Below are 24,458 nucleotides of genomic sequence, written 5' to 3'. Positions count from 1 at the left end.
GGCGCGCCCCGCGCGCGCCCGCGACGGCCCCCGGGGATGCTGGGGACGCGGACGGTTCGCCGTCCCGACCAACGGGTAGGGCAATGCGGCAGAAGGCCGCCAGGAGAGGGTGGGTCCGATCATGTGGAAGCTGTCGTTGGCCGTGGGTTTCGCGGCCGGCTACGTCCTGGGCTCGCGGGCCGGGCGCCAGCGCTACGAACAGATCGCCAAGGTCACCCGGCAGATCACCCAGAGCCCCGCGGTGCAGGGGGCGACGGACCGGGCCCGGCACCAGGCCGGCGCGGTCGCCGGGAAGGCGGCCGGCGCGGTCGCGGACCGGGTCGGGGGCCGACTGCCGAACGCGGTCACCGACCGGGTGCCGTACCTCAACCGCACCCGGGCCGAGGACGACAGCTGGGGCACCTTCCGCCCGTGACCGGGCGGTGATGCCGGGGCCCGGGGTCGGGCCCCGGCAAAGGAACCCCCAACCGGGCGTTCCGAACCGGCAACGGCTCACCCGGCCCGGACGCGTCCAGGGCCGGGCTGGGGCATGATCTCGACATGGCCATCGTCGCGGGGATAGACAGCTCGACCAACCGCACCCGGATCGTCGCGTGCGACACCGACACCGGCGCCGTACTGCGCTCCGGGAAGGCCCCCCATCCCGTCCCCGAGGACCAGGACCTCCGCGCGGGCGAGGCCGACCCGCAGATGTGGCTGCACTCACTCGGCGACGCCGCGACCGGCGGCCTGCTGGAGAGCGTCCGGGCGATCGGCGTCAGCGCGCAGCAGCACGGCATGATCGGCCTGGACGCGGGCGGGGTGCTGGTCCGGCCCGCGATCCTGTGGCACGACCCGCGCTCCAGCGGCGCCGCCGCCAAGCTGCTGGACGCCCTCGGCGGCCCGGCCGCCTGGACCTCCGCGATCGGCGCGGTGCCCGGCCCCACCTACACCATCGCCAAGCTGCGCTGGCTGGCCGAGTTCGAGCCGGCCAACGCCCGCCGGGTCGCCGAGGTGCTGCTGCCGCACGACTGGCTGGTCTGGCAGCTGCTCGGCCACCCCAAGCGCCGCACCACCGACCGGGGCGACGCCTCCGGCACCGGCTACTGGTCCCCGATCACCGGCGGGTACCGGCAGGACCTGGTCGAGCTGGCGCTCGGCCACGAGCTCAAGCTGCCCGAGGTGCTCGGCCCCGCCGAACCCGCCGGACACACCCCCGAGGGCCTGCTGATCTCGGCCGGCACCGGCGACAACATGGCCGCCGCGCTGGGCCTGGGCCTCGGCCCGGGCGACGCGGTGGTCTCGCTCGGCAGCACCGGGACGATCTTCGCGGTGCACGAGAAGGCCGTGGTGGACGCCTCCGGCCTGGTCTCCTCCTTCGCCGACGCGAGCGGGCACCACCTGCCGATGGTCGCCACCCTGAACGCCGCCCAGGTGCTGCGCTCCACCGCCGCCATGCTCGGTCTGGACCTGGACGGGCTGAGCGACCTCGCCCTGCACTCCTCCCCCGGCGCCTACGGCCTGGTGCTGCTGCCGTACCTGGACGGCGAGCGCACCCCCGCGCTGCCGCACGCGGCCGGCACCCTGACCGGTCTGCGGGCCGGTGCGATGGCCCCTCAGCACCTGGCCCGGGCCGCCGTCGAGGGCATGCTCTGCAACATCGCCGACGCGCTGGATGTGCTGCGCGCCCAGGGCGTGGGGATCAAGCGGGTCTTCCTGCTCGGCACGGCCGGCCGGCTGCCCGCCGTCCGGCACGTCGCCCCGATGCTGTTCGGCGTCCCGGTCGTGGTGCCGGCGCCGGGCGCGCACGCCGCCCGCGGCGCCGCCCGGCAGGCGGCCTGGGCGCTGGCGGGCACCCCGGAGCCGCCGCAGTGGGAGCTGCCGGACGCCGAGACGGTCGAGCCGGAGGGCGAGCAGGACCTCGCGATCGGCGCGGCGGTGCGCCAGCAGTACTGGGCCGCCCGCCACCAGATCCACCCGGAGGCGGCCTCGGGCCCGTCGGCCTGAGGCCGCCCGGGAGCCCTCAAACCGCCGGGGGCAGCGTTGGCTGGAGTCCGTCGCTGAAGATGCGTCACCCGGCGACCGGTGGCAGCGTGGGTCGGGACACGGCCACCGACGTGAAGGGCGACAGCATCCCATGGCCTTGCACAAGGGGGCCGGCAACGGCCGCCGGCTGAGCGTCAGTCCGTTCCTGGGCATCACCGACCCGCTGGGCTCGATGCAGCTCGCCCCGCCCGTCCACCGGCTCGGCGACGGCCCGGTCGCGGCCGAAACCGCGTACCAGCTGATCCACGACGAGCTGATGCTGGACGGCAGCGCCAAGCTCAACCTGGCGACCTTCGTCACCACCTCGATGGAGGTGCAGGCCACCCGGCTGATGACCGAGTGCCTGGACAAGAACATGATCGACAAGGACGAGTACCCGCAGACCGCCGAACTGGAGCGGCGCTGCGTGGCCATCCTCGCCGACCTCTGGCACGCCCCCGACCCGGACCTCGCGGTCGGCTGCTCCACCACCGGCTCCAGCGAGGCCTGCATGCTCGCCGGGATGGCGCTCAAGCGCCGCTGGATGCGCCGCAACCCCGAGCGCTACGCGGCCGGCGCCCGACCCAACCTGGTGATGGGCGTCAACGTCCAGGTGTGCTGGGAGAAGTTCTGCACCTTCTGGGAGGTCGAGGCCCGCACCGCGCCGATGGAGGGCGAGCGCTTCCACCTCGGCGCCGAGCAGGCGGTCGCCCTGTGCGACGAGAACACCATCGGCGTGGTCGGCGTCCTCGGCTCCACCTTCGACGGGTCGTACGAGCCGATCGCGGAGATCTGCGCGGCCCTGGACGAGCTCCGGGAGCGCACCGGCCTGGACATCCCGGTGCATGTGGACGGCGCCTCCGGCGGCATGGTGGCGCCATTCCTCGACCCGGAGCTGGTCTGGGACTTCCGGCTGCCCCGGGTGGCCTCGATCAACACCTCCGGGCACAAGTACGGCCTGGTCTACCCGGGCGTCGGCTGGGCGCTGTGGCGCGACCAGGAGTCGCTGCCGGAGGAGCTGGTCTTCCGGGTCAACTACCTGGGCGGCGAGATGCCGACCTTCGCACTCAACTTCTCCCGGCCCGGCGCACAGGTCGCGGCGCAGTACTACATCCTCCTCCGACTCGGCCGGGAGGGCTTCAAGGCCGTCCAGGGCGCCTGCCGGGAGGTCGCCACCTATCTGGCCGGGGAGATCGGGAAGCTGGGCTGCTTCCGGCTGCTGACCCACGGCGACCAGCTACCGGTGTTCGCCTTCACCACCACCGAGGACGTGCCCTTCGACGTCTTCGACGTCTCGCGGCGGCTGCGCGAGCGCGGCTGGCAGGTGCCCGCGTACACCTTCCCGGCGGACCGGGAGGACCTCTCGGTGCTCCGGGTGGTCTGCCGCAACGGCTTCTCCCGGGACCTCGCCGATCTGCTGCTGGCCGACCTCAACCGGCTGCTGCCGGAGCTGCGGCGCCAGCCCGTCCCACTCAAGGAGCTCGGGATGCCGGTCCGCGAGGGCTTCCACCACTAACGGCGGCGACGCCACCCGGAGGGGCCGGTGGGAGGGCGCGGGAAGCACCCTCCCACCGGGGGTCCCGGCGTTCGGGGCAGCCTCCCCCCGCGAGGCTGCCCCGAACGGTGGGGGTATCCGGGACTCGGTGTCGGGCCACCGCGGCCGACCGGCCGAGGCCCGAACGAAGCGGCCGGAGCGGCGAAACGCACCGGCCAGAGAACTGTGCACCACGAACACGTGCTTGTTCGAGCGTTCCGGGGGGTTGTGAGACACTTCCGTCCGTCTCAACGCCATGACCTGGAGTTTGAGACGCCAGGCCGCTGAGGTTGGAGAAGGGCAGACACCGAACGGCCCGGGCCGGGCGTGCACTTCCTGCCCTGTCCCCCGTGACCCGTCTCGCGACCTTGGAGGGCCGCATTGGCTTCCACCTGGAAAGAACTGCCCGAGGAACTCTCCCGACCCGCCCGGCGACTGGCGGAGGAACTCCGGGCCATCAAGGACACCGCCGGGCTCTCACTGGCCGAACTGGCCACCCGGACCCACTACAGCCGGGCCTCCTGGGAGCGCTGGCTGAACGGCAAGCGGGTGGTGACCGAGCAGGCGTTGGAGGCGCTGGTCGGGGCGGTGGAGTGCGACGCGGCGGAGCTCCGGCGGCTGTGGCGGCTGGCGGTGGAGCCCGCCGCCGAGGAGTCGACCGCCGCCGAGGAGCCGGCCGCTGACGCGCCTTCCGTCGAGGAGCCGGGCGAGGCCCCTGTGGCTGTTCCGGCCGTCACCGCTGCCACCGCCGCTACGGGCGAGGAGTCGGCGGCCGAGGAACTGCTGACCGGTGGACCCGCCGCCGAGGAGGCCGACCGCCCCGCCGTCGCCTGGTGGCGACGCCCGGCGGTGCTGCTCTCGGGCGCGGCGGTGCTGGCGCTGCTGCTGGTGCTGGTCGGCCTGCGGATCACCCGGCACCACGACCAGGCCTCCGCGGCCGACGCCCCGACCCCGCCCGCCGTCCCCAGCGCGATGCCCGTCCCGTCCGACCCCGTCTGCCAGGCCGTCGGCTGCGCGCACAAGGACCCCAAGGCCACCGGCTGCGGCAAGGACGCCCGAACGCTGCAGACCCAGGTCATCAGCAAGGTGGTCGTCTACCTCCGCTACAGCCAGACCTGTCAGGCCGCCTGGGCCGCGATCACCGAGGGCGAGCCCAAGGACTACGCGGTGATCACCGACAGCACCGGGGAGAGTGAGACGGCCCTGATCCACTGGGGCTACGACAACTACTCGCTGATGCTGAACGCCGCGGACCCGGGGGTCGGCTTCCAGGTCTGCGGCTTCCAGCCGGCCGGGCACAACTGCACCACGACCGTCGTCAACCTGGCCTCGGTGGTGGCCGCCACCCCGATCCCGATCGGCCCCGCCTCACCGCCCCCGGGCGCCGGGGCCCCGACGACGCCCGGCGACTCGGCGAGCCCGGCCCAGGCCGCGCCGAGCCCGTCCGGGTCTCCGTCCGCCTCCCCGTCCACCTCCCCGTCCCCGTCTCCGTCCACGCCCTAGGGACCGGCCTAGTCGAGGTAGCCGCGCAGCTGCTCGGTGTAGGCGTGGTCGCGGAGCTTGACCAGCGTCTTGGACTCGATCTGGCGGATCCGCTCCCGCGTCACGCCGAACACCGCGCCGATCTCCTCCAGCGTGCGCGGGCGGCCGTCGTCCAGCCCGTAACGGAGCTGGACGACCTGGCGCTCCCGCTCGCCGAGGGTGGCCAGCACCGCGTCCAGGTGCTGGCGCAGCAGCAGGAAGGTCGCGGACTCGGCGGGCGAGGCGGCGTCGGCGTCCTCGATCAGGTCCCCGAGCGCGACGTCGTCCTCCTCGCCGACCGGCGTGTGCAGCGAGATCGGCTCCTGGGCCAGCCGGAGCAGCTCGCGCACCCGTTCCTCGGTGAGCTCCAGGGCCGTGCCGATGTCGGCCGCGGTCGGTTCCAGGCCGCGTTCCTGCAACAGCGCGCGCTGGACCCGGACGACCCGGTTGATCAGCTCGACCACGTGCACCGGCACCCGGATCGTCCGGGCCTGGTCCGCCAGCGCCCGGCTCATCGCCTGCCGGATCCACCAGGTCGCGTATGTGGAGAACTTGAAGCCGCGGGCGTAGTCGAACTTCTCCACCGCCCGGATCAGGCCGAGGTTGCCCTCCTGGATCAGGTCCAGCAGGGTCAGCCCGCGGCCGACGTAGCGTTTGGCGACGGACACCACCAGGCGCAGGTTCGCCTCGATCAGACGGCGCTTGGCGATCCGGCCGAGGACCACCAGGGTGTCCAGCTCGCCGGCCAGCGGGTCGGGCGGCGGCGGGTCGCCGTTCAGGTGCTCCTCGGCGAACAGCCCGGCCTCGATCCGGCGGGCCAGTTCGACTTCCTCAGGCCCGGTGAGGAGCCGGATCCGGCCGATTTCGCGCAGGTACTGGCGCAGCAGGTCGGCAGCCGGGCCGCCGCCCTCGGCGGGTTCGGGGGGCTCGGGGGGTTCCGGGGGCTCGTCCTCGTCGGCGGATTCGTCGGCGGACTCGATGTCGGCGTCCGGGCTGTCGGGGTGCCCCTCCGGCAGGCCCTGGGCGGGGACCCGGGCGCCGTCCGGGGGCGCCGCCCCGGCCCGGCCGTGGTCCGTCTCCTGCTCCCCGGCCGGTTCGGCGGGTTCCGCTGGTTCGGTTCGTCTACTGGCGGTGGTCGCTGCGGCAAGGCCTTGGTCCACGGGCATCCCCTCGGGGCGGGCGCGACTCTGGCGGACCCGCGCTGTACGGAGGTGGGACGCCCTCCAGTGTGCGGTACGCCACGCTCCGTGGCCGAGACTCGTGCGCCGACTTTCTGCGCGACGGGCTGATGGAACAGCGGCGCCTACAGCGCCGCCGCGCCCCGGCTGCGGAGCTGCTGCCCGTACTGCTGGAGCTGCCACAGCTCGGTCTGCACCGCGTGCAGCTGCTCGGCGTCGGCCCGGTGGCCGAGCCGCTGGAGGTAGGCGCGGACCTCGTTGACCCGCCGGTCCACCGCGAGCAGACGCAGCTTGACCAGGAACTCACCCGCGTAGACCGCGTCCGCCTTGCGGCGCGAACGCACCGGCTCGACGGTCAGCTCGGTCACCAGCGAGCGCACCCGGTCGTCCGGGGAGGCCTCGCGCACCGCACCGGTGAAGTCGGGCAGGGTCGCCCCGTACGCGGCGCCGCCGGCCTTGGCGATGGCCTGCCGGACGGCGGTGTACGGCGGGGTCGGGAACTCGTCGTCGCCGTAGTGGTCGAAGGCCGGGCTGACCAGGTCCGGGTGCTGGAGCGCCAGCTTGAGCAGCTCGCGCTCGACGAACTGGGCCGGGTCGCGCGGATTGAGCCGGAAGGCGGGCTGCGCGGGACGCTGCGGCTGGACCGGCTCGGGGCGGCGGGCGCCCGCGCCGCGCGGGTTCTGCTGGCGCTCGCGGTCCCAGCGGGCCAGCTGCGAGACCCGGCGGACCACGAAGGGCTCGTCCAGGATGCCGAGCATGCCGGCCAGGCGGACGGCGTACTCGTGCTGGATCGAGCGGTCCTTGATTTTGGCGACGATCGGGGCCGCCTCCTCCAGCGCCGCCGAACGCCCCTCCGGGGTGTCCACCCGGTGCCGGGCCACCACCGAGTTCAGCGCGAACTCGAACAGCGGGACCGGGTTGTCGATCAGCTGCTTGACCGCCTCGTCGCCCTGGGCCAGGCGCAGCTCACAGGGGTCCATGCCGCCCGGGCTGACCGCGATGGAGGTCTTGGCGGCGAACTTCTGGTCGTCCTCGAAGGCCCGCAGGGCGGCCTTCTGGCCGGCCGCGTCGCCGTCGAAGGTGAAGACCGTCTCACCCCGGTACTGCGAGGTGTCCATCAACAGCCGGCGGATGATCTTGATGTGGTCCTCGGCGAAGGCGGTACCGCAGGTGGCCACCGCCGAGGTCACCCCGGCCAGGTGGCAGGCCATCACGTCGGTGTAGCCCTCGACCACCACCGCGCGGCCCGACTTGGCGATCTCCTTCTTCGCCAGGTCGATGCCGTACAGCACGTGGGACTTCTTGTAGATCGGCGTCTCGGGGGTGTTCAGGTACTTCGGGCCGTTGTCGTCCTCGCGCAGCCGGCGGGCGCCGAAACCGACCACCTCGCCCGCGATGTCCCGGATCGGCCAGACCAGCCGGCCCCGGAAGCGATCGATCAGGCCGCCGCGCTGGCCCTGCGAGGCCAGGCCGCCGAGCAGGATCTCCTTGTCGGTGAAGCCCTTGCCGCGCAGGAAACGGACCAGGTGCTCCCACCCCACGGGGGCGTAGCCGACGCCGAAGGCCTTCGCGGCCTCCTCGTCGAAACCGCGCTCGGCCAGGAAGCGGCGGCCGATCTCCGCCTCCGACGAGGCCAACTGCTCCTGGTAGTAGGCGGCGGCCACCTTGTGCGCCTCGACCAGCCGGGTCCGCTCGCCCTGCTGGTGGCGGGGGCTGTAGCCGCCCTCCTCGTAGCGCAGGGTGATGCCGGCCTGGGCGGCCATCCGCTCGACGGCCTCGGCGAAGGTGAAGTGCTCGATCTTCATCAGGAAGGCGATGGTGTCGCCGTTCTCCTGGCAGCCGAAGCAGTGGAAGACACCCTTGGCGGGGTTCACGTAGAAGGAGGCGGACTTCTCGTCGTGGAAGGGGCAAACGCCCTTGTACTCGCCGCCGCCACCGTTGGTCAGCTGTACGTAGTCGCCGACCACCGCGTCGATCGGCAGTGCGCTGCGCACCGCCTGTACGTCTTCGTCCCTGATCCGCCCGGCCACCCCGGAAGTCTACTGGGGTGGCCGGGGTTTCGAGCCGTGGTACGGGCCGGTGCCCGTTCCGCGCTCACGACCAGGCGGCGCCGACGAGTCTGGCGTGCAGGGCGAGGGCCGAGGCGTCCGTCAGGGTGGCGATCTGGTCGACGACCGTGCGCAGCGCGGCGCGGTCGTCCTCGGCCTCGCGGTACATCGCGGCGAAGACCGGGTCCAGCCCCTCGGGGGCCCGCTGGGTGAGCACGTACGCCAGCTCGGCGATCACGATCCGCTGACGGGCCCGCAGCTGGGCCTGCTCGTCGCGCTGCATGACGAAGCGGACGGCGACCGCCTTGAGCACCGCGCACTCCAGCCGGACGCCCCTGGGCACCACCAGCTCGGCGGTGTAGCGGGTGAGCCGGCCCGGGCCGTAGCGGGCGCGGGTGGCCTGCTCGGCGGCCAGGCAGAAACGGCCGATCAGCTGGCTGGTGAGGTCCTTGAGCCCGGCCCGGGCGCGCGCGGTGCCGTCGTAGCTGCGCGGCCACCAGTCCTGGGCGAGCAGCCGGTCCAGGGCGGCGGCCAGTTCCTCCGGCTCGGCGTCCGGGGCGTAGCGCTCGGCGACCTTGAACAGCTCGGCGCGCTCGCTCGGGGCGCGCAGCGCGGCCGGGTCGATGTGGCCGGCCTGGAGGCCGTCCTCGACGTCGTGGGTGGAGTAGGCCACATCGTCGGACCAGTCCATCACGGTGGCCTCGAAGCACTTGCGCCCGGCCGGGGAGCCGGCCCGCAGCCAGCGGAAGACCGGCAGGTCGTCGGCGTAGACGCCGTACTTGGGCGAGGCCGGGTCGGTGGGGTGGGCGCCCTTGGTCCACGGGTACTTGGTGGCGGCGTCCAGGGCGGCCCGGGTCAGGTTGAGGCCGACGCTGCGGCCGGGCCAGGGGGCGAGCCGGGCGGCGGGCTGCTCCTCCTGGGGCGCGAAGCGCTTGGGTTCGAGCCGGGTGAGGATGCGCAGCGACTGGGCGTTGCCCTCGAATCCGCCGCAGGCCTCGGCGGCCTGGTCGAGGGCCTCCTCGCCGGTGTGGCCGAAGGGCGGGTGGCCGATGTCGTGGGCCAGGCAGCCGGTCTCCACCAGGTCCGGGTCGCAGCCCAGGGCCGCGCCCAACTCCCGGCCGACCTGGGCGCATTCGAGCGAGTGGGTGAGCCGGGTGCGCGGGAAGTCACTGCGCATCGGGGCGACCACCTGGGTGGTGCCGGCCAGCCGGCGCAGCGCCGCCGAGTGCAGCACCCGGGCGCGGTCGCGCTGGAACGCCGTACGGCCGGGGCGTTTGTCCGGTTCGGGGACCCAGCGGGCCTCGGCGGCGTGGTCGTACGGGAGCGGGGCGGCGAGGCGGTGCGTGGTGTCATCCATATGCATGTCACGGTACGCCGCGCCTCCGACACGCGGGGTGTGCCGCGCGCGAAGGGGCGCGGGCCAGGGCGTGAATGGTGGGCGGCGCGCCGGTGTCCCTCCCCGCTGACCGCTCGCACCCGGACGGCCCGGTCCCCGCGCCGCTCCCCGGGGCGCGCTCAGCCCCGGACGGCCTTCAGCACCGCGGCGGCCGCCGCCTCCTGCCCCTTGGCGTTGGGGTGCACCGGCGCCAGTCCCCGGGCCGGGAAGGGCGGCTCGATCCAGCGGGCGTCCTCCCCCGCGCACATGTCGTGCCCGGCCGAGGGGCCCGCGATGTCCACGAAGACCGCCCCGGCGGCCTCCGCGCGCTTCCTGAGCATCCCGTTGAGCTGCTGCTCCTTCTCCGCCAGGAAGCCCAGGTCCGCCGGCGCGACCGTCCTGCCGAGCACCGGCAAGCAGCTCGTCGGGTCGGCCGGGAACAGCGCCGGGTAGCCGACCACGTAGACCCGGGCCTGCGGGGAGCGCCGCCGGATCTCCTGGAGGATCTGGGAGACCTGCTCGCCGGTCGCGTCCACCCGGGCCTGCAGCTGGTCGCCGCCGCCGGTGGAGTAGTGCTCCCGGCAGGGCGCGTCCGCCCGGTCGTCGCTGACCAGGCCCTTCACCGCGCCCACCAGGTTGTCCTTGGCGCACTCGGTGACGACCTGCATGAAGCCCGCGTCGTTGCCGCCGATCCCGACGGTGACCAGCCGGGTGGCCGGGGTCAGCGCATCCAGCTGGGCCGGGTTGGGCCCGCCGTCGGTCGTCTGCGGGGCCCGCAGGTCCCCGGTGCGGGCGCCGCTGCAGCTGACGTCCCGGAACTGCGCGGGCGGCAGGTCGAGCGCCTTCGCCACCAGGGCGGGGTAGTTGGCCCCGGAGCGGGAGCACCCGCTGGGCTCGCCGACCTGCGGGGCGATCTTCATGCCCGCCGTGTACGAGTCGCCGAGCGCCACGTACGGGCCGGTGGGTGTCGGGGTGGGGGTCGGCGTGGGTGTCGGGGTCGCCTCGGCGGCCGGCCGGCCGGGCAGCGCGCCCGCGAAGCCCGGCGTCGAAGCGTCCGAACCGCCCCCGCCGCCGCACCCGGCCAGCAGCAGGGCGGCCACCCCAGCCGTCACGGCGACGGTCGGGCGTGTGGTCCTCGGCATGGCGTCCCTCCGGGGGTACGAGTGGCGGGCGGCTCCGTACGGCGGCCCGTCCCCCGGGCACCCCGGGCACCCCGGGCACCCCGGGCACCCCGGGCACCCCGGGCACCCCGGGGTCCAACGTACGGGCCCGCCGGATGACTCCCGGCAGGCCCGAACCGCGCCGCGCCGGTTACCCCGCGCCGCCTACTCCGCGCCGCGCTCGTGCTCGGCGAGGAACTCCTCGAAGCGCCGACCCAGCTCGTCCGCCGAGGGCAGGTCGACCGGCTCGGCGAGCAGGCTCTCCCGGCCCTCCGCGCCCGCGACCGCGTCGTACTGGCCCTCCATGCCGCGGATCGCCGAGCGCAACTCGCCGTCCCCCTGGGACAGCTGCTCCTCGATGTCGGCGTAGACCTCGCCGACCCGCTCGCGCAGCAGCTTGCCGGGCAGCACCAGGCCGGTGGCGGACTGCACCGCCTCCAGGATCAGCACGGCGGCGGCCGGGTAGGCCGAGCGGGCCACGTAGTGCGGGACGTGCACCGCGAAGCCCAGCACGTCGTGCCCGGCCTCGGCGAGGCGGTACTCCAGCAGGGCCTGGGCGCTGCCCGGGACCTGCGCCTGCTCGAACCACTGCGGGTAGCCCGCCGCGAGGTCGAGCCGGTTGCCGTGCGGGGTCAGGCCGACCGGGCGGGTGTGCGGCACGCCCATCGGGATGCCGTGGAAGTCCAGGACCAGGCGGACCTCGAAGCGTTCCACCAGCTCGCGGACGGCGCGCGTGAAGCTCTCCCACTCGACGTCCGGCTCGGGGCCGCTGAGCAGCAGGAACGGCGCGCCGGCGGCGTCGCGGACCAGCTGGAGCAGGATCTCCGGCGGGTCGTAGGACGCCCACTGGTCGCGGTCGAAGACCATCGCGGGGCGGCGGGCCCGGTAGTCGACCAGGCGGTCGTGGTCGAAGCGGGCCACCACCTGGGGCGAGCCCGTCTCCAGCAGGTGGGCCACCACCTGGCCGCCGGCCTCCCCGGCGTCCATGAAGCCCTCGAAGTGGTGGAGCAGCACCAGGCCGGCTCCGGTGTCGCGCAGCTCCGCGGTGGCCGCGGCCACCGCAGCCACGCCCTGCTGATCCAGCTCGTACAGCGCCTGGAAGTCACGCACCGCGCACCCATCCCCGTTCTCTGCTCGTCCCGATCCGACCGGCTCTCATCCCCTCCAGCGTGCCGGGCGGCGCCGGAATTCCCGCTGCGGCGAACGGTCCGTCGGACGACCCGGCCGAGAACCCGGCCGACGACCTGGCGGGCGGCTCGCTCGAGGGCCGTTGCCGACCACTCCGGACCATGATCGCACCCGAAGGGAAAGCCCCTGGTCACGGGTGTTCAGCAGGCCGATCCGGGGCGCGCCGCGGCGGCCCGCGCCGCCATTCGCGTGCCGCGAAGTGACGCACCGCCTTCTGGCGGGTATCGTCCTCTCGCTGCCTCGCATCGTCGCGTCGTCGTCACGTCGTCCGTAACGCCGTCGATCACGACCCGGATCGGTGCTCCGGCAGCCACCCACGACGCATCTTGCCTTCACCTGGCCGCCTGCTTCCCTTCGCGCACTCGTTTCCTTCTCGGCCATTCGCGGACGCACACTGTCCCCTCGCACTTCCCGCCGGACCGGTCCGAGGTCCCGTGTCCGTTCCGGCACCCCGCGCCGCCCGTTCCGGGCCGCCGCCCCCCGCCCCGCCCGACCGGAATCCTCCGGCGTACACGGGTACCCGGAGGGCGGAAACCGGAGCGGGGCGAAGTCAGTCCACCGCACCCCGTGCCGCACCCCGGCGCGGGAGGCACCCTACGACCGATGAAGGACCGAAGGTTCCGTGCCCGTACCTGTCATCCTCACCGGCCGCACCGTGCGGCTGGAGCCCCTCGCCGCGCACCATGCCGAGGCCATCGCCACGGCCGGCGCCGAGGACCGTACGACCTACGCCTTCACCCCCGTCCCGCACGGCCTGGAAGCCGCCCGCGACTACATCGCGCGGGCGCTCGCCGACCAGGCAGCGGGCCGGTCGCTGCCGTTCGCGACGGTGAACGTCGCCGACGGCCGGGTGGTCGGCTCCACCCGGTTCCTGGAACTCGACTACTGGCAGGGCCCGATGGTGTGGCCGCCGGTGCCCGGCGTGCCGTTCGGCGATCCGGAGACGGCCGTCCCGGACGCCGCCGAGATCGGCAACACCTGGCTCTCGCCGCGAGCCCAGGGCACCGGCATCAACACCGAGGCCAAGCTGCTGATGCTGCGGCACGCCTTCGAGACCTGGGGCGTGCAGCGGATCTCGCTGCGGGCGGACGCCCGCAACCTGCGCTCGCGGGCCGCGATCGAGCGGCTCGGGGCCACCTCCGAGGGCGTCCGCCGGGCGCACTCGCGCGGGCTGGACGGGGTGGTGCGCTCGACCGCGTTCTACTCGATCCTGGACTCCGAGTGGCCCGCCGTCCGGGACATCATCGAGCTGCGGATCGCCGCCGCCACCTCGCCGAGCGCCCCGGATCCGGCGATCAACCAGGAGTGCCTTAGACAAGGCGGCAGCGGCGCCGGGCAGCTGATGATCACGGCCTGAGGGGGGACCGTTCACCGGTGGCGGCGGTCTTCAGGATCCAGGTGAGGACCGCCGCGCCGTGGGGATCCTCGGGCAGCACCGGCCAACGGTTGTGGCTCGTCTCGGCAATCACCGAGACTGGCCGCCAGCCGCCACGGACCCGGGTGACCGCAACCTCCCAGACCGGATGGCCGTCCTTCGGGCGGCAGATCCTGACCGAACCATCGTGGGTGTGCACCGCCCAGCGGTGGTCCAGCGCGTCCGTGTGCCTCCCGGCCCGGATGCGCTGCCACTGCTCGTCGGTCCACTCCACGTCGGGGACGGGATGCCGGCGCGGAACCAGCATGTCCGCGCGGCCCCGGCCGCCGGTGACACCGCCCGGTTCCGGGAACGCCCAGGCCGGGAGCGGTTCGCGGGCAGCCATCCAGGCGGCGGGGATGCCGACGGTACCGGCGTAGGCTGCGACCACCCCGCCGGTGATCGCAGCCACGGTGTCCATGTCGCCGCCCGCCGCGATCGCCTCCCACAGGGCCGCCCGGTAGTCGGTCAGCCGTCGGGCGGCGCACCACAGGGCGTACGGGACGGTGTCGGCGGCGGAGGTCCGGCTGCCGTTGCCGAGCACCTTGGCGGCGACCAGCGGGTCCGGCTCGGCGAGCAGGGCGATCGCCTCGGACAGGCCGTCGTGGACGGCGCCCAGTGGGGTGTGGTGGCGGACCCAGCCGAGGAAGCTCTCCGGCGTCATGCTCTCGGTCCGGGCCCGGACCGCCAGGGCCGCCGCGACCGCAACGGCGATCGCCCCGTCCACGGCCTGCGGGTGGGTGTGGGTGATCATCGCCGTCCGGACGGCCAGCCGGACGACCTCGTCCAGGTCATCCGCGTACGCCGCCCCCAGCGGAGCGACCCGCATCGCGGCGCCGTTGCCGTACGAGCCCTGGCCGTCGAAGAGTTCGGCGGCCAGCGCCTGGGCGTCGCCGCCCTCGCGGATCAGCCGCAGCAGCCGGTTGGCCGCCGGGCCGTAGCCACGGTCGAAGTCGTGGCGGCGGGCGAAGGCGTGGGTGAGGTCGAAGGTGTCGATCGTGCCGCGTTCGCGGTGGGCGGCGTACACCGAGCAGGCCATCTCGGTGTCGTCGGTCCACGGCCAGGGGCCGGGCGGTTCGGTACGGGAGGCGTGGTGGGCCCGGGCGGTTTCCGGGACGAAGAACTGCGCGCCGAGGGCGTCGCCGACGGAGAGCCCGTTGAGCGCGTCGAGCGCGGGGCCGTGGGATTCGGTCATCATGTGGGCCCAAGCTGATCCGCTGAACCGCCGTTTCGTCAACACTGTTACGCCGACGCCCCCGACGAGGGATGTTTCGCATACCTCCGATCCGGGCGGGCAGCACCGGGGCATGACCCGCGCGAACCCCCTCGACCCCGTCTCCCTGCTCGGCGCCGACCAGCAGCACATCGCCACCCGGGCGCAGTTGCGCCGGCTCGGCATGCCCTCCGGCACGATCGCCCACCGGCTGCGGCCGGGCGGGCCGTGGCAGCAGGTGCTGCCGCGGGTGATCTGCCTGCAGAGCGGACGATTGACGGTTCATCAGAAACTGCGGGCCGCGCTGGCGTACGCGAGCCCGAAGGGGCGGGAGCCGCAGCCCGGGGAGGTGCTGCTGACCGGGCTCGCGGTGCTGGCCGACGCCGGGCTGCCGAGTGCCGGGCACCCGGCCGACCTCGCCGAGGTGGATGTCCTGATTCCCAGTCAACGCCGGGTGGCCGACCGGGAGTTCGTCCGGGTCCACCGGGCGACCGGGGTGATGCCGGGCGGTTTCGAGCGGGACGACGGGCTGTGGAGTGCCACGGTCGCGCGGGCGTTGGCGGACCTCGCGCCGCGGGAGACCGGGCCGCGCCGGTTCCGGGCGCTGTGCGCCGAGGCCGTGCAACGGCGACACTGTGAACTCGGCGAGCTGCTGGACCAGTTGCTGGCCCGGACGGGCGCATTGGCGCTGCCTCAGGTGGCCCGGGTGGTGGAGGACCTGACCGCCGGGGTCCGCTCGGTGGTGGAGGGCGAGGCCCGCGACGTGCTTTCCGGTGCGGGCCTGCCCGAGCCGCTCTGGAACCCGGTGCTCTTCCTGGACGGCCGCTTCCTCGCCGTCCCGGACGCCTACTGGCCGCACGCCTGCGTGGCGCTGGAGATCGACTCCCGCGCCTACCACCTGCGCCCGGCCGACCACGAACGCGGCCTCGCCCGCGCCAACCGCCTCACCGCCTCCGGCCTCCCGGTGGTCCGCACCACCCCGACCCAGCTCCGCCGTGACCCGGCGCCGGTGCTGCACGAACTGACCGCCCTGCTCACCACCGGCCCCCACGGCCGGCACCACCGCATCACCTGGCGGCGGGCCCAGTGAACTCAGAGACATTTCAGGTGTGTTGGGCTCCGGCGGCCTCGGCGGCGGCGACCAGTCGCTGGAGTTCGGCGAGATGGGCGGCGAGCGCGGCACGGCCCTCGCGGGTGGCGGCCAGCCAGGTGCGCGGGCGCTTGCCGACGTAGCCCTTCTTCACCACCAGGTAGCCGGCTTCCTCCAGGGCGGTGGCGGCCTTGCTGAGGACGGAGTCGGAGACCTCGCAGTGATCCCGGACGGCGGCGAACTCGGCCTCGCGGCAGGCGCCGAGGAAGGCGAGCACGGTCAGCCGGGTGGCGTGCTGGAGCAGCGGATCGAGGGCGGGGCGCTGAGTCGGCCCCCACTATTGGGTGGCCCGTTTCCAGCGGGGGACCCCGCCCCGCCGCCAGGCGGCTGCCCTGGCGCAGTTGGCCAGGTACAGCGCCTCGACGGCAAGCCAGTTGGCAGACATGGAGTCACTCATGGCTTCCGTTGCGTCGGCCCTCAGGGGACCTCAACACTCCGGACGTTTCTGCCCGGAAGGTCCGTTCGCGGCCTTTCGGACACGACTACGGTTCACGCTTCATCGCCGACTGCCCGGCTTGCGCCTGGTCTGATACGGCTCCACGTGCGTTTTCCGTCTCCGAGCCACTCCCGGCGACGCCAGGCCGAGGCCCGGTATGGGAAACGTGTTTAGCCTGCCGTCGCAGGATCCGCCGCCCGGTTCGGCTTGACCTTCGTCGGCCGGACGCACCCAACGTACCAATCGACATGCAGGGAAAGTAATTCCATTACGGCGGCTACTTTCCGAATCGGAAGTACTCTCAGCAGCGCGGGTCGATCTCCTGGAAGGTCGCGTAGTGGTCCGGGGACCAGTACTGCTCGCCGGCGCCGCCGGTGACGACCCGACGGGTGCCGCGGTCGTTGGAGCCCGGGGTGACCACGGTGAACTCGTGGTAGTAGTCGCCGGCCTTCTTCGGCAGACGGCTCTCGCGGTTCTCGAAGACGATGCCGTCCCGGTTGTACGGGTAGGGGCCGTTCTTGGCGATCAGGGCGATGGTGTCCTGGGCCTGACTGGGCAGCTTGGTGCGGCAGACGTCGGCCAGCGCCGGGTCGGCGGGCACCCAGCTGCCGCTCGGGGCCGGGGTGCCGCCGGACGGCGGGGTGGGCTTGGGGGCCGAGGGCTTCGCCGCGGTGGTGGCGCTCGCGGCGGCCTTGGGGTGGCTGCTGCCGCCCCTGCCGGCGAGCAGGTAGCCGGCTCCGGCGAGGACCGCCAGGATCAGGACGGCCACGACGACGAGCGGGCTCTTGCTTCTGGTCATGCGGTCCAGCTTGGCAGGCGCCGCCGCCCGGCCGGGCGAGCTGCACACGTGGCCGAGGCCACACGGCGCCGTGCGCAGACGTACGGCCGGGCGGGGACGGACGCCGTTGTCCGTCCCCGCCCGGCCGTGTTACGCACGCCGGTTCTCCTGCGCCGAGCTCCGGTGTACGCCCTCCCGACGGGAGGGTGAGCGGTCAGTCGTACCCGCGCTTGAGTAGGGGATGCCTACCCTCTCAGCGCGAGTCGCTGCCCGCCGACTCGATGGCGGCGCGGCCGGCCTCCAGGCGCGCCACCGGGATCCGGAAGGGGGAGCAGGAGACGTAGTCCAGCCCCACCTCGTGGAAGAAGTGGACCGACTCCGGGTCCCCGCCGTGCTCGCCGCAGACGCCGAGCTTGAGGTCCGGGCGGGTGGCCCGGCCGGCCTCGACGGCGTGCTTGACCAGGGAGCCGACGCCGTCGCGGTCGATGGTCTCGAACGGGGAGACCCCGAAGATGCCCTTCTCCAGGTAGGCGGTGAAGAACGAGGCCTCCACGTCGTCCCGGGAGAAGCCCCAGACGGTCTGGGTCAGGTCGTTGGTGCCGAAGGAGAAGAACTCGGCGGCCTCGGCGATCTGACCGGCGGTCACCGCGGCGCGCGGCAGCTCGATCATGGTGCCGAGCTTGATGTCCAGCTGGACGCCGGTGGACTGGGCGACCTCGGCGAGCACCCGCTCGCACTCGTCGCGGACCAGCTCCAGCTCCTGGACGGTGCCGACCAGCGGGATCATCACCTCGGGGCGCGGGTCCCCGCCGGCCAGCTTGCGCTCGGCGGCGGCCTCCGCGATGGCGCGGACCTGCATGCCGAACAGGCCGGGGATGACCAGGCCGAGGCGCACACCGCGCAGGCCCAGCATCGGGTTCTGCTCGTGCAGCTTGTGCACCGCCTGGAGCAGGCGCAGGTCGTTCTCGTTCGGGTCCTTGCGGGCCTCGGCGAGGGCGACGCGCACCGACAGCTCGGTGATGTCCGGCAGGAACTCGTGCAGCGGCGGGTCGAGCAGGCGGACGGTGACGGGCAGCCCGTCCATCGCCTGGAAGAGCTCCAGGAAGTCGCTCTTCTGCAGCGGCAGCAGGGTGGAGAGGGCGAGCTCGCGGCCCTTGTCGTTGTCCGCGAGGATCAGGTGCTCGACCTCCTTGCGGCGCTCCTCACCGAGGAACATGTGCTCGGTGCGGCACAGGCCGATGCCCTGGGCGCCGTAGCGGCGGGCGCGCGAGCCGTCCTCGGCGTTGTCGGCGTTGGCGCGCACGGCGAGGCGGCGGCGGCCGTCGGCGTGCGACATCAGCCGGTGGACGGCCTGGACCAGCCCGCCCTGGACGTCGGCGCCGGCGTGCAGGGTGCCCTCGAAGTACTCGACCACGGGGGACGGCAGCACGGGTACCTCACCGAGGTAGACCTTGCCGGACGCACCGTCGATGGAGACGATGTCACCCTCCTCGACCACCAGGCCGTCGGCGGTGGTGAAGCGGCGGGCCTTGGTGTCGACCTCCAGCTCCTCGGCGCCGCAGACACAGGTCTTGCCCATGCCGCGGGCGACGACGGCGGCGTGCGAGGTCTTGCCACCGCGTGAGGTGAGGATGCCCTCGGCGGCGATCATGCCGTCCAGGTCGTCCGGGTTGGTCTCCCGGCGGACCAGGATGACCTTCTCGCCGGAGCGGGACCACTTGACGGCGGTGTAGGAGTCGAAGACGACCTTGCCGATCGCGGCGCCCGGCGAGGCGGCGAGGCCCCAGCCGATCTGCTTGGACTCGGCGGTCGGGGCGAAGCGCGGGAACATCAGCTGGGCCAGCTGGCCGCCGGTGACGCGCATCAGGGCCTCGTCCAGGTCGATCAGACCCTGGTCGACCAGCTGGACGGCGATCCGGAAGGCGGCCGCGGCGGTGCGCTTGCCGACGCGGGTCTGCAGCATCCAGAGCTTGCCGCGCTCGATGGTGAACTCGATGTCGCAGAGGTCGCGGTAGTGGTTCTCGAGCTTCTGCATGATCGCCATCAGCTCGTCGTACGACTTCTTGTCGAGCTTCTCCAGCTCGGACAGCTGCAGGGTGTTGCGGATGCCGGCGACGACGTCCTCGCCCTGGGCGTTGGACAGGTAGTCACCGTAGACGCCCTGGGCGCCGGTGGAGGGGTCGCGGGTGAAGGCGACGCCGGTGCCGGAGTCCTCGCCGAGGTTGCCGAAGACCATGGTGCAGACGTTGACCGCGGTGCCGAGGTCGTTCGGGATGCGCTCCTGGCGGCGGTACAGCCGGGCGCGGTCGCCGTTCCAGGAGTGGAAGACGGCGTGGATGGCGAGGTCCATCTGCTCGCGCGGGTCCTGCGGGAAGGCCCGGCCGGTCTCGCGCTCGACGATGCCCTTGAACACCTCGACCAGTTCCCGGAGGTCGGAAGCGTCCAGGTCCAGGTCGTTGACGGTGCCCTTGGCGTGCTTGGCCTCGTCCAGGGCCTCCTCGAACAGCTCGCCGTCGACGCCCAGCACGGTCTTGCCGAACATCTGGACCAGGCGGCGGTAGGAGTCCCAGGCGAAGCGCTCGTTGCCGGACTGGGCGGCGAGGCCGGCCACCGAGGAGTCGGAGAGGCCGATGTTGAGGACCGTGTCCATCATGCCGGGCATGGAGAACTTGGCGCCGGAGCGGACCGAGACGAGGAGCGGGTTGTCGGCCTGGCCGAGCTTCTTGCCCATCTCCTGCTCGAGGGCCTCCAGGTGGGCGCTGATCTCCTTGTGCAGCGAGGACGGCTCACTGCCGGTCTCCAGGAAGACCTTGCAGGCCTCGGTGGTGATGGTGAACCCCGGGGGGACGGGGAGGCCCAGGTTGGTCATCTCGGCCAGGTTCGCGCCCTTGCCGCCAAGAAGATCCTTGAGGTCCTTGTTTCCTTCGGTGAAGGAGTAAACAAACTTCTGCTGGGACGGCACGGGTCGGTCTCCTCGTACGCGGTTGCCCTGACGCCGGAGAACATACCCATTTCGAAGGCACTTCTCTGCCCTGAATAGGCCACACGAGGCCGGTACCGAGGGGTAACCCGCTAGATCGAATGCACATAAAGGCGTTCACCTCTGTTGGTGAAATCGTCCTCCTGACGCTAGCCAGCCTTCAAGTCTTGAAGACAACGAAACCCGAAGATCGCCCGATTCGGACGCTGGGTAGCGGCCGTGCGTCCGTCGCGTTGCCCCGGCTTGATTTCCTGCACCCGGATCGACCGATCGCGCCCGGATCGGCTTCGGGAAGCGATCCACCGCCGACCTGTCCATTTCGTCCACCGACCGGCCGTCAGTCGCAACTCCGTGTGGCAAGCGTCACCAGCGCATCTCGCCGGTCGAGCGTAGACCAGCTCCGCCGATCGTCGCACCCCGTCCAGGAATGTGCTCGCTCCGTGACATCGGAGCGCCAAAAAGGAGCCCTCCTGTCCAGAATGGACAAGAGGGCCAGGACCGACTGGCGACCGGGCCGAGGGGGCCCATCTCGCCACTACGGACAGATCATCCGCCAGAGGTGTCCGATTCGGCGTCCGCGCCCGGCCGGGCGCAGTCGTACGGATCGTCCAACCAGTTCTCCGGCAGGACCACCCGGTTGTTGCCGCTGGTGCGCCCGCGCGGGCCGTCCGCGCCGATCGGCCAGGACTGGGTCTGCTCCACCTGGGCCAGCGTTTCGGCCAGATCGGCCAGCGAGGAGGCGTTGGCGAGCTTCACCCGCAACTCCGAGCCGACCGAGAAGCCCTTGGTGTACCAGGCGACGTGCTTGCGGAAGTCGATCACGCCGCGCGCCTCGTCCCCCAGCCACTCGCCGAGCAGCTGGGCGTGGCGCACCATCGCCCGGGCCACATAGCCGAAGTCGGGGCGGGCGTAGTCCACGTCCCCCTCGAAGATCGAGACCAGGTCCTTGAACAGCCACGGCCGGCCCAGGCAGCCGCGGCCGACCACGACGCCGTCGCAGCCGGTCTCGCGCATCATCCGCAGCGCGTCGTCGGCCGACCAGATGTCCCCGTTGCCCAGCACCGGGATGTGCGCCGGGACGGACTCGCGCAGCCGGGCGATCGCCGACCAGTCGGCTGTCCCGCCGTAGTGCTGGGCGGCGGTGCGCCCGTGCAGGGCGATCGCGGCCACGCCCTCCTCGGCACCGATCCGGCCGGCGTCCAGATAGGTCAGGTGGTCGTCGTCGATGCCCTTGCGCATCTTCATGGTCACCGGCAGGTCGCCCGCGTTGGCCACCGCCTCGCGCAGGATCTCGCGCAGCAGGTTGCGCTTGTACGGCAGCGCCGAGCCGCCGCCCTTGCGGGTGACCTTGGGGACGGGGCAGCCGAAGTTGAGGTCGATGTGGTCGGCCAGGCCCTCGTCCGAGATCATCCGGGCGGCCTTGCCGACGGTCACCGGATCCACCCCGTACAGCTGGATCGAACGCGGCTTCTCGCTCGGGTCGAACTTGATCAGCTGCATGGTCTTGGCGTTGCGCTCGACCAGCGCCCGGGTGGTGATCATCTCCGAGACGTACAGGCCCTTGCCGCCGCTCTGCTCGCGGCACAGGGTACGGAACGGCGCGTTGGTGATGCCGGCCATCGGTGCCAGCACGACGGGCGGCCACACCCGGATCGGGCCGATGTCCAGCGGCGCGAACTCGGTCTCGGGCGCGGTGGGTGCGGGCGTGGCTGTCATGCGCGGCTGACCTCGGGTAGGGGGACGGGACTCTTCATTCTCCCCCACCCGGGTGAGCGGCTTCCTCCGTATGGAGCGGGGCGCCTGTGGAAGGCGCACCGCTACTGCGGCGCCGGATAGATCGAGACCGAGCCCGAGGAGACCGCGGCGTGGATCCGGTTCGGGCTGGCGGAGTCCGCCAGCAGCGGGTCGATCCCTCCGCTGCCGCTGCCGATCTCGCCGGTGAAGGCGTAGCGGCTCTCCTTCGGCAGGCTCATCGTCACCGAGCCGGAGGTCGCCACGGCGTTCACGTCGTACGGGGCCTTGGCGAAGTACAGCTGCACCGAGCCCGAGGTGGTCGCGGCGTCCACCTTCCGCGCGCTCAGGTTGGTGCCCTGCACCAGCCCGGAGGTGGCGTGCGCGTACACCTCGCCGGAGGTGTCCACCAGCACCAGCTCGCCGGAGGTGAGCTCCATCCGCACGGCACCGCTCAGGCCCTCCACGGAGACCGAGCCGGAGCCGACCGACCCGGTCACCTCGGTCGCGGCCGGCACCTCCAGGTCGAGCTCGGCGCCGCAGCCGAAGTCGGCGAACGGCAGGACCTTCCGGCAGTGCACGCCGACGGTGAGCACGCCGTCGGCGAAGGTGGCGGAGACCACCGGCTTGCGCACCAGCCAGTCCAGCCGCTGGTGGACCACCACATGGCCGTCCCGGCCCGGGTGCACCCGGACCTGGGCGCTGCCGGTCTCCAGCCGGACCCGGTGGATCTCGCGGTCGTACGGCCGGGTCGTGCTGGTCCGCTGCTGCGCCGCCATCGACCAGGTCTGCAGCCCCGCACCGAGCATCACCAGGACCGTCGCGATCGTCCCGGTGACCCGCCAGGCCTTCACCACGCCCACGGCTACCCGACCTCCAGGAACCGCAGCACCGCCATCACCCGGCGGTGGCTGTCGTCGGCCGGCGGCAGGTCGAGCTTGGTGAAGATCGAGTTGATGTGCTTGGCCACCGCGCTGTCGCTGACCACCAGGGAGGCGGCGATGGCCGCGTTGGAGCGGCCCTCCGCCATCAGGGCGAGGACGTCCCGCTCGCGCGGGGTCAGCTTCTCCAGCGGGTCCCGGTGGCGGCGCAGCAGCAGCTGGGCCACCACCTCCGGGTCCAGCGCGGTGCCGCCCTCGGCGACCCGCTGCAGCGCGTCCACGAAGTCGTCCACATTGGCCACCCGCTGCTTGAGCAGGTAGCCGACGCCGCTGGTGTTGGTGGCCAGCAGGTCGGCGGCGTAGCGCTCCTCCACGAACTGGGAGAGCAGCAGCACGGCGACCTCCGGCCACTGCTGCCGGATCACCATCGCCGCCTTGACACCCTCGTCGGTGAAGCCCGGGGGCATCCGGACGTCCGCGACCACCACCCCGGGGCGGTGCTCCTCGACGGCGGCCAGCAGTTCGACGGCGTCCCCGACGGCGGCCACGACCTCGAAGCCCACCGCCTCCAGGACCTTGACCAGGCCGACCCTGAGCAGGACCGAGTCCTCGGCGATCACAGCGCGCACGGCAACTCCACGGTGATGGTGGTGGGCCCCCCGAGGGGGCTGAGAACGGACAGCGTGCCGTCGACCGAGGCGGCGCGCTTGCGCAGACCGGTGAGCCCGGTGCCGCGCGAGGGGTCCGCGCCGCCCACGCCGTCGTCGCTGATGACCAGGCGCAGTCGGCCGCCGGCCGTACGCACCGACACCTCGACCTGCTTGGCGCGGGCGTGCTTGGCGACGTTGGTGAGCGCCTCGGAGACGGTGAAGTAGGCGACCGCCTCGACGGTCGGGGCGACCGGGGCGGACAGGTCCACGTCCAGGCGCACCGGCAGCGGGGCGCGGGCGGCGATGCCGGACAGCGCCGCGTCCAGGCCGCGGTCCTCCAGGACCGCCGGGTGCAGGCCGCGGACCAGGTCGCGCAGCTCGTCGATGGCGGCCTGGGCCTCCTCGTGGGCGTCCACGATCACCTGCATCACCTCGGGCGGGACGTCCTTGAGGGTGCGCCGGGCCAGGCCCAGGTTCATCGCGAGGGAGGTGAGCCGCTGCTGGGCGCCGTCGTGCAGGTCGCGCTCGATCCGGCGGCGCTCGGCGTCCACCGCGTCGACCAGCCCGGCCCGGCTCTCGGCGATCTCCTCGACCCGCTGCTCCAGCCGCTCCGTCCGGTTGGGGCCGAGCAGCAGCCGCGCCGCCCGTACCTCCAGCCAGGCCGTCAGCGCCGCCAGCCAGGGGGCCGCGACCGCCAGCGTCAGGCCGCCGACCGTGAATCCGAGCAGAACGGGCCACTCTCCCCGCAGCCCGCTGGCCGGGGGCATCAGCCAACTCCAGCCGGACACCGTGGCCAGCACCAGGGCCGTGCCCCAGACGTACAGCACCGCCAGCGAGCCCAGCGCCAGCACCGGGCCGACCACCAGGTGGTAGGCGGTCTGGCGCCAGGTCAGCACCAGGCGCAGTCGGCCCAGCAGCCGGGTCGGCCCGTCGCCGGGGCGCGGCGGCGCCACCTCCACCCCGTGCAGGGCGCGCAGCCGGCTGCGCTGGAGGGCGGACAGCGGACGGACGCACAGCAGCACGACCCCGAGGGTCGGGAAGAGCAGGTCGGACTCGGTGACGGCCAGCCAGACCGGCACGGCCACGGGTATTCCGGCCGCTATGAAGCGGGTGTCCCGCCAGGCCCCGGCCGACCACGGCGGGCGGCGGAGGCTCCTGACGAGCGCTCGGCGCAACGTGGTGGAGGGCATGGCGGACAGCGTAGGGCCCGGTGATCA

19 protein-coding genes are annotated in these 24,458 nt (G+C 73.0%); 6 read left to right on the top strand and 13 right to left on the bottom strand.

Going from position 1 to position 24,458, the window contains the following annotated elements:
• Window positions 1-121 precede the first annotated feature (121 nt).
• The 4 genes from ACIRYZ_RS21230 (at window position 122) to ACIRYZ_RS21215 (ending at window position 5,041) form a co-directional block, all read left to right on the top strand.
• The gene (locus ACIRYZ_RS21230; protein ID WP_402946270.1) at window positions 122-415 is read left to right on the top strand and encodes a hypothetical protein; all 294 of its coding nucleotides are present in this window, start codon (window positions 122-124) and stop codon (window positions 413-415) included.
• 125 nt (window positions 416-540) lie between these two features.
• Window positions 541-1,986, top strand: coding sequence for an FGGY family carbohydrate kinase (locus ACIRYZ_RS21225; RefSeq protein ID WP_402946268.1), 1,446 nt, complete (start codon window positions 541-543; stop codon window positions 1,984-1,986).
• 130 nt (window positions 1,987-2,116) lie between these two features.
• Entirely contained in the window at window positions 2,117-3,520 is a 1,404-nt protein-coding gene (locus ACIRYZ_RS21220; RefSeq protein WP_402946266.1) for a glutamate decarboxylase, read from the top strand.
• A 399-nt stretch (window positions 3,521-3,919) separates the two neighbouring features.
• Window positions 3,920-5,041, top strand: a complete 1,122-nt coding sequence (locus tag ACIRYZ_RS21215) for a DUF2690 domain-containing protein (protein ID WP_402946264.1) — start codon at window positions 3,920-3,922, stop codon at window positions 5,039-5,041.
• An 8-nt stretch (window positions 5,042-5,049) separates the two neighbouring features.
• On the opposite strand, the gene ACIRYZ_RS21210 is transcribed toward ACIRYZ_RS21215, so the two are convergent.
• From ACIRYZ_RS21210 to ACIRYZ_RS21190, 5 genes are all read right to left on the bottom strand, one after another.
• A complete protein-coding gene (locus ACIRYZ_RS21210) occupies window positions 5,050-6,225 on the bottom strand; it encodes an RNA polymerase sigma factor (RefSeq protein WP_402946262.1) in 1,176 nt (391 codons plus the stop codon).
• A gap of 137 nt (window positions 6,226-6,362) precedes the next feature.
• On the bottom strand, window positions 6,363-8,267 hold the full coding sequence (dnaG, locus tag ACIRYZ_RS21205; RefSeq protein WP_402946260.1) for a DNA primase: 1,905 nt from the start codon (window positions 8,265-8,267) through the stop codon (window positions 6,363-6,365).
• Between the two features lie 64 nt (window positions 8,268-8,331).
• On the bottom strand, window positions 8,332-9,642 hold the full coding sequence (locus tag ACIRYZ_RS21200) for a deoxyguanosinetriphosphate triphosphohydrolase (protein ID WP_402946258.1): 1,311 nt from the start codon (window positions 9,640-9,642) through the stop codon (window positions 8,332-8,334).
• A 158-nt stretch (window positions 9,643-9,800) separates the two neighbouring features.
• Window positions 9,801-10,802: an SGNH/GDSL hydrolase family protein gene (locus ACIRYZ_RS21195; RefSeq protein WP_402946256.1), complete on the bottom strand. Its 1,002-nt coding sequence runs from the start codon at window positions 10,800-10,802 to the stop codon at window positions 9,801-9,803.
• Between the two features lie 183 nt (window positions 10,803-10,985).
• Complete coding sequence (locus ACIRYZ_RS21190; RefSeq protein ID WP_402946254.1) at window positions 10,986-11,930, bottom strand: PAC2 family protein; 945 nt, start codon at window positions 11,928-11,930, stop codon at window positions 10,986-10,988.
• Between the two features lie 700 nt (window positions 11,931-12,630).
• Between ACIRYZ_RS21190 and ACIRYZ_RS21185 the strand changes: the two genes are divergently transcribed.
• Window positions 12,631-13,365, top strand: a complete 735-nt coding sequence (locus ACIRYZ_RS21185) for a GNAT family protein (protein WP_355669436.1) — start codon at window positions 12,631-12,633, stop codon at window positions 13,363-13,365.
• On the opposite strand, the gene ACIRYZ_RS21180 is transcribed toward ACIRYZ_RS21185, so the two are convergent.
• Window positions 13,355-14,620 (bottom strand): ADP-ribosylglycohydrolase family protein, encoded by a 1,266-nt coding sequence (locus ACIRYZ_RS21180; protein ID WP_402946251.1) that lies wholly within the window; start codon window positions 14,618-14,620, stop codon window positions 13,355-13,357. The two genes, ACIRYZ_RS21185 and ACIRYZ_RS21180, sit on opposite strands and share 11 nt — an antisense overlap.
• Window positions 14,621-14,729: 109 nt before the next feature.
• On the opposite strand from ACIRYZ_RS21180, the gene ACIRYZ_RS21175 reads away from it, so the two are divergent.
• Window positions 14,730-15,725, top strand: coding sequence for a hypothetical protein (locus ACIRYZ_RS21175; RefSeq protein WP_402946249.1), 996 nt, complete (start codon window positions 14,730-14,732; stop codon window positions 15,723-15,725).
• Between the two features lie 13 nt (window positions 15,726-15,738).
• On the opposite strand, the gene ACIRYZ_RS21170 is transcribed toward ACIRYZ_RS21175, so the two are convergent.
• The 7 genes from ACIRYZ_RS21170 to ACIRYZ_RS21140 form a co-directional block, all read right to left on the bottom strand.
• The gene (locus tag ACIRYZ_RS21170) at window positions 15,739-16,002 is read right to left on the bottom strand and encodes a transcriptional regulator (RefSeq protein ID WP_402946247.1); all 264 of its coding nucleotides are present in this window, start codon (window positions 16,000-16,002) and stop codon (window positions 15,739-15,741) included.
• A gap of 520 nt (window positions 16,003-16,522) precedes the next feature.
• Window positions 16,523-17,020 (bottom strand): ribonuclease, encoded by a 498-nt coding sequence (locus ACIRYZ_RS21165; protein WP_402946245.1) that lies wholly within the window; start codon window positions 17,018-17,020, stop codon window positions 16,523-16,525.
• 232 nt (window positions 17,021-17,252) lie between these two features.
• The gene (ppdK, locus tag ACIRYZ_RS21160) at window positions 17,253-19,961 is read right to left on the bottom strand and encodes a pyruvate, phosphate dikinase (protein ID WP_402946243.1); all 2,709 of its coding nucleotides are present in this window, start codon (window positions 19,959-19,961) and stop codon (window positions 17,253-17,255) included.
• 564 nt (window positions 19,962-20,525) lie between these two features.
• A complete protein-coding gene (gene dusB, locus ACIRYZ_RS21155; RefSeq protein WP_393034463.1) occupies window positions 20,526-21,695 on the bottom strand; it encodes a tRNA dihydrouridine synthase DusB in 1,170 nt (389 codons plus the stop codon).
• A 101-nt stretch (window positions 21,696-21,796) separates the two neighbouring features.
• Window positions 21,797-22,573 carry a DUF4097 family beta strand repeat-containing protein gene (locus ACIRYZ_RS21150; RefSeq protein ID WP_402946241.1) on the bottom strand — a complete coding sequence of 259 codons (777 nt, stop codon included), beginning with the start codon at window positions 22,571-22,573 and terminating at the stop codon, window positions 21,797-21,799.
• A 2-nt stretch (window positions 22,574-22,575) separates the two neighbouring features.
• Window positions 22,576-23,220 carry a response regulator gene (locus ACIRYZ_RS21145; RefSeq protein ID WP_402946239.1) on the bottom strand — a complete coding sequence of 215 codons (645 nt, stop codon included), beginning with the start codon at window positions 23,218-23,220 and terminating at the stop codon, window positions 22,576-22,578.
• Window positions 23,208-24,431: a histidine kinase gene (locus tag ACIRYZ_RS21140; protein ID WP_402946237.1), complete on the bottom strand. Its 1,224-nt coding sequence runs from the start codon at window positions 24,429-24,431 to the stop codon at window positions 23,208-23,210. The genes ACIRYZ_RS21145 and ACIRYZ_RS21140 overlap by 13 nt, the downstream gene beginning before the upstream one ends.
• Window positions 24,432-24,458: the final 27 nt, after the last annotated feature.

The sequence above is a fragment of the Kitasatospora sp. NPDC101155 genome (assembly GCF_044768305.1).
Taxonomy (GTDB): domain Bacteria; phylum Actinomycetota; class Actinomycetes; order Streptomycetales; family Streptomycetaceae; genus Kitasatospora.
The sequence above is the reverse complement of the archived record's forward strand: the minus strand, read 5'-3'. Positions and strand labels throughout refer to the sequence as shown.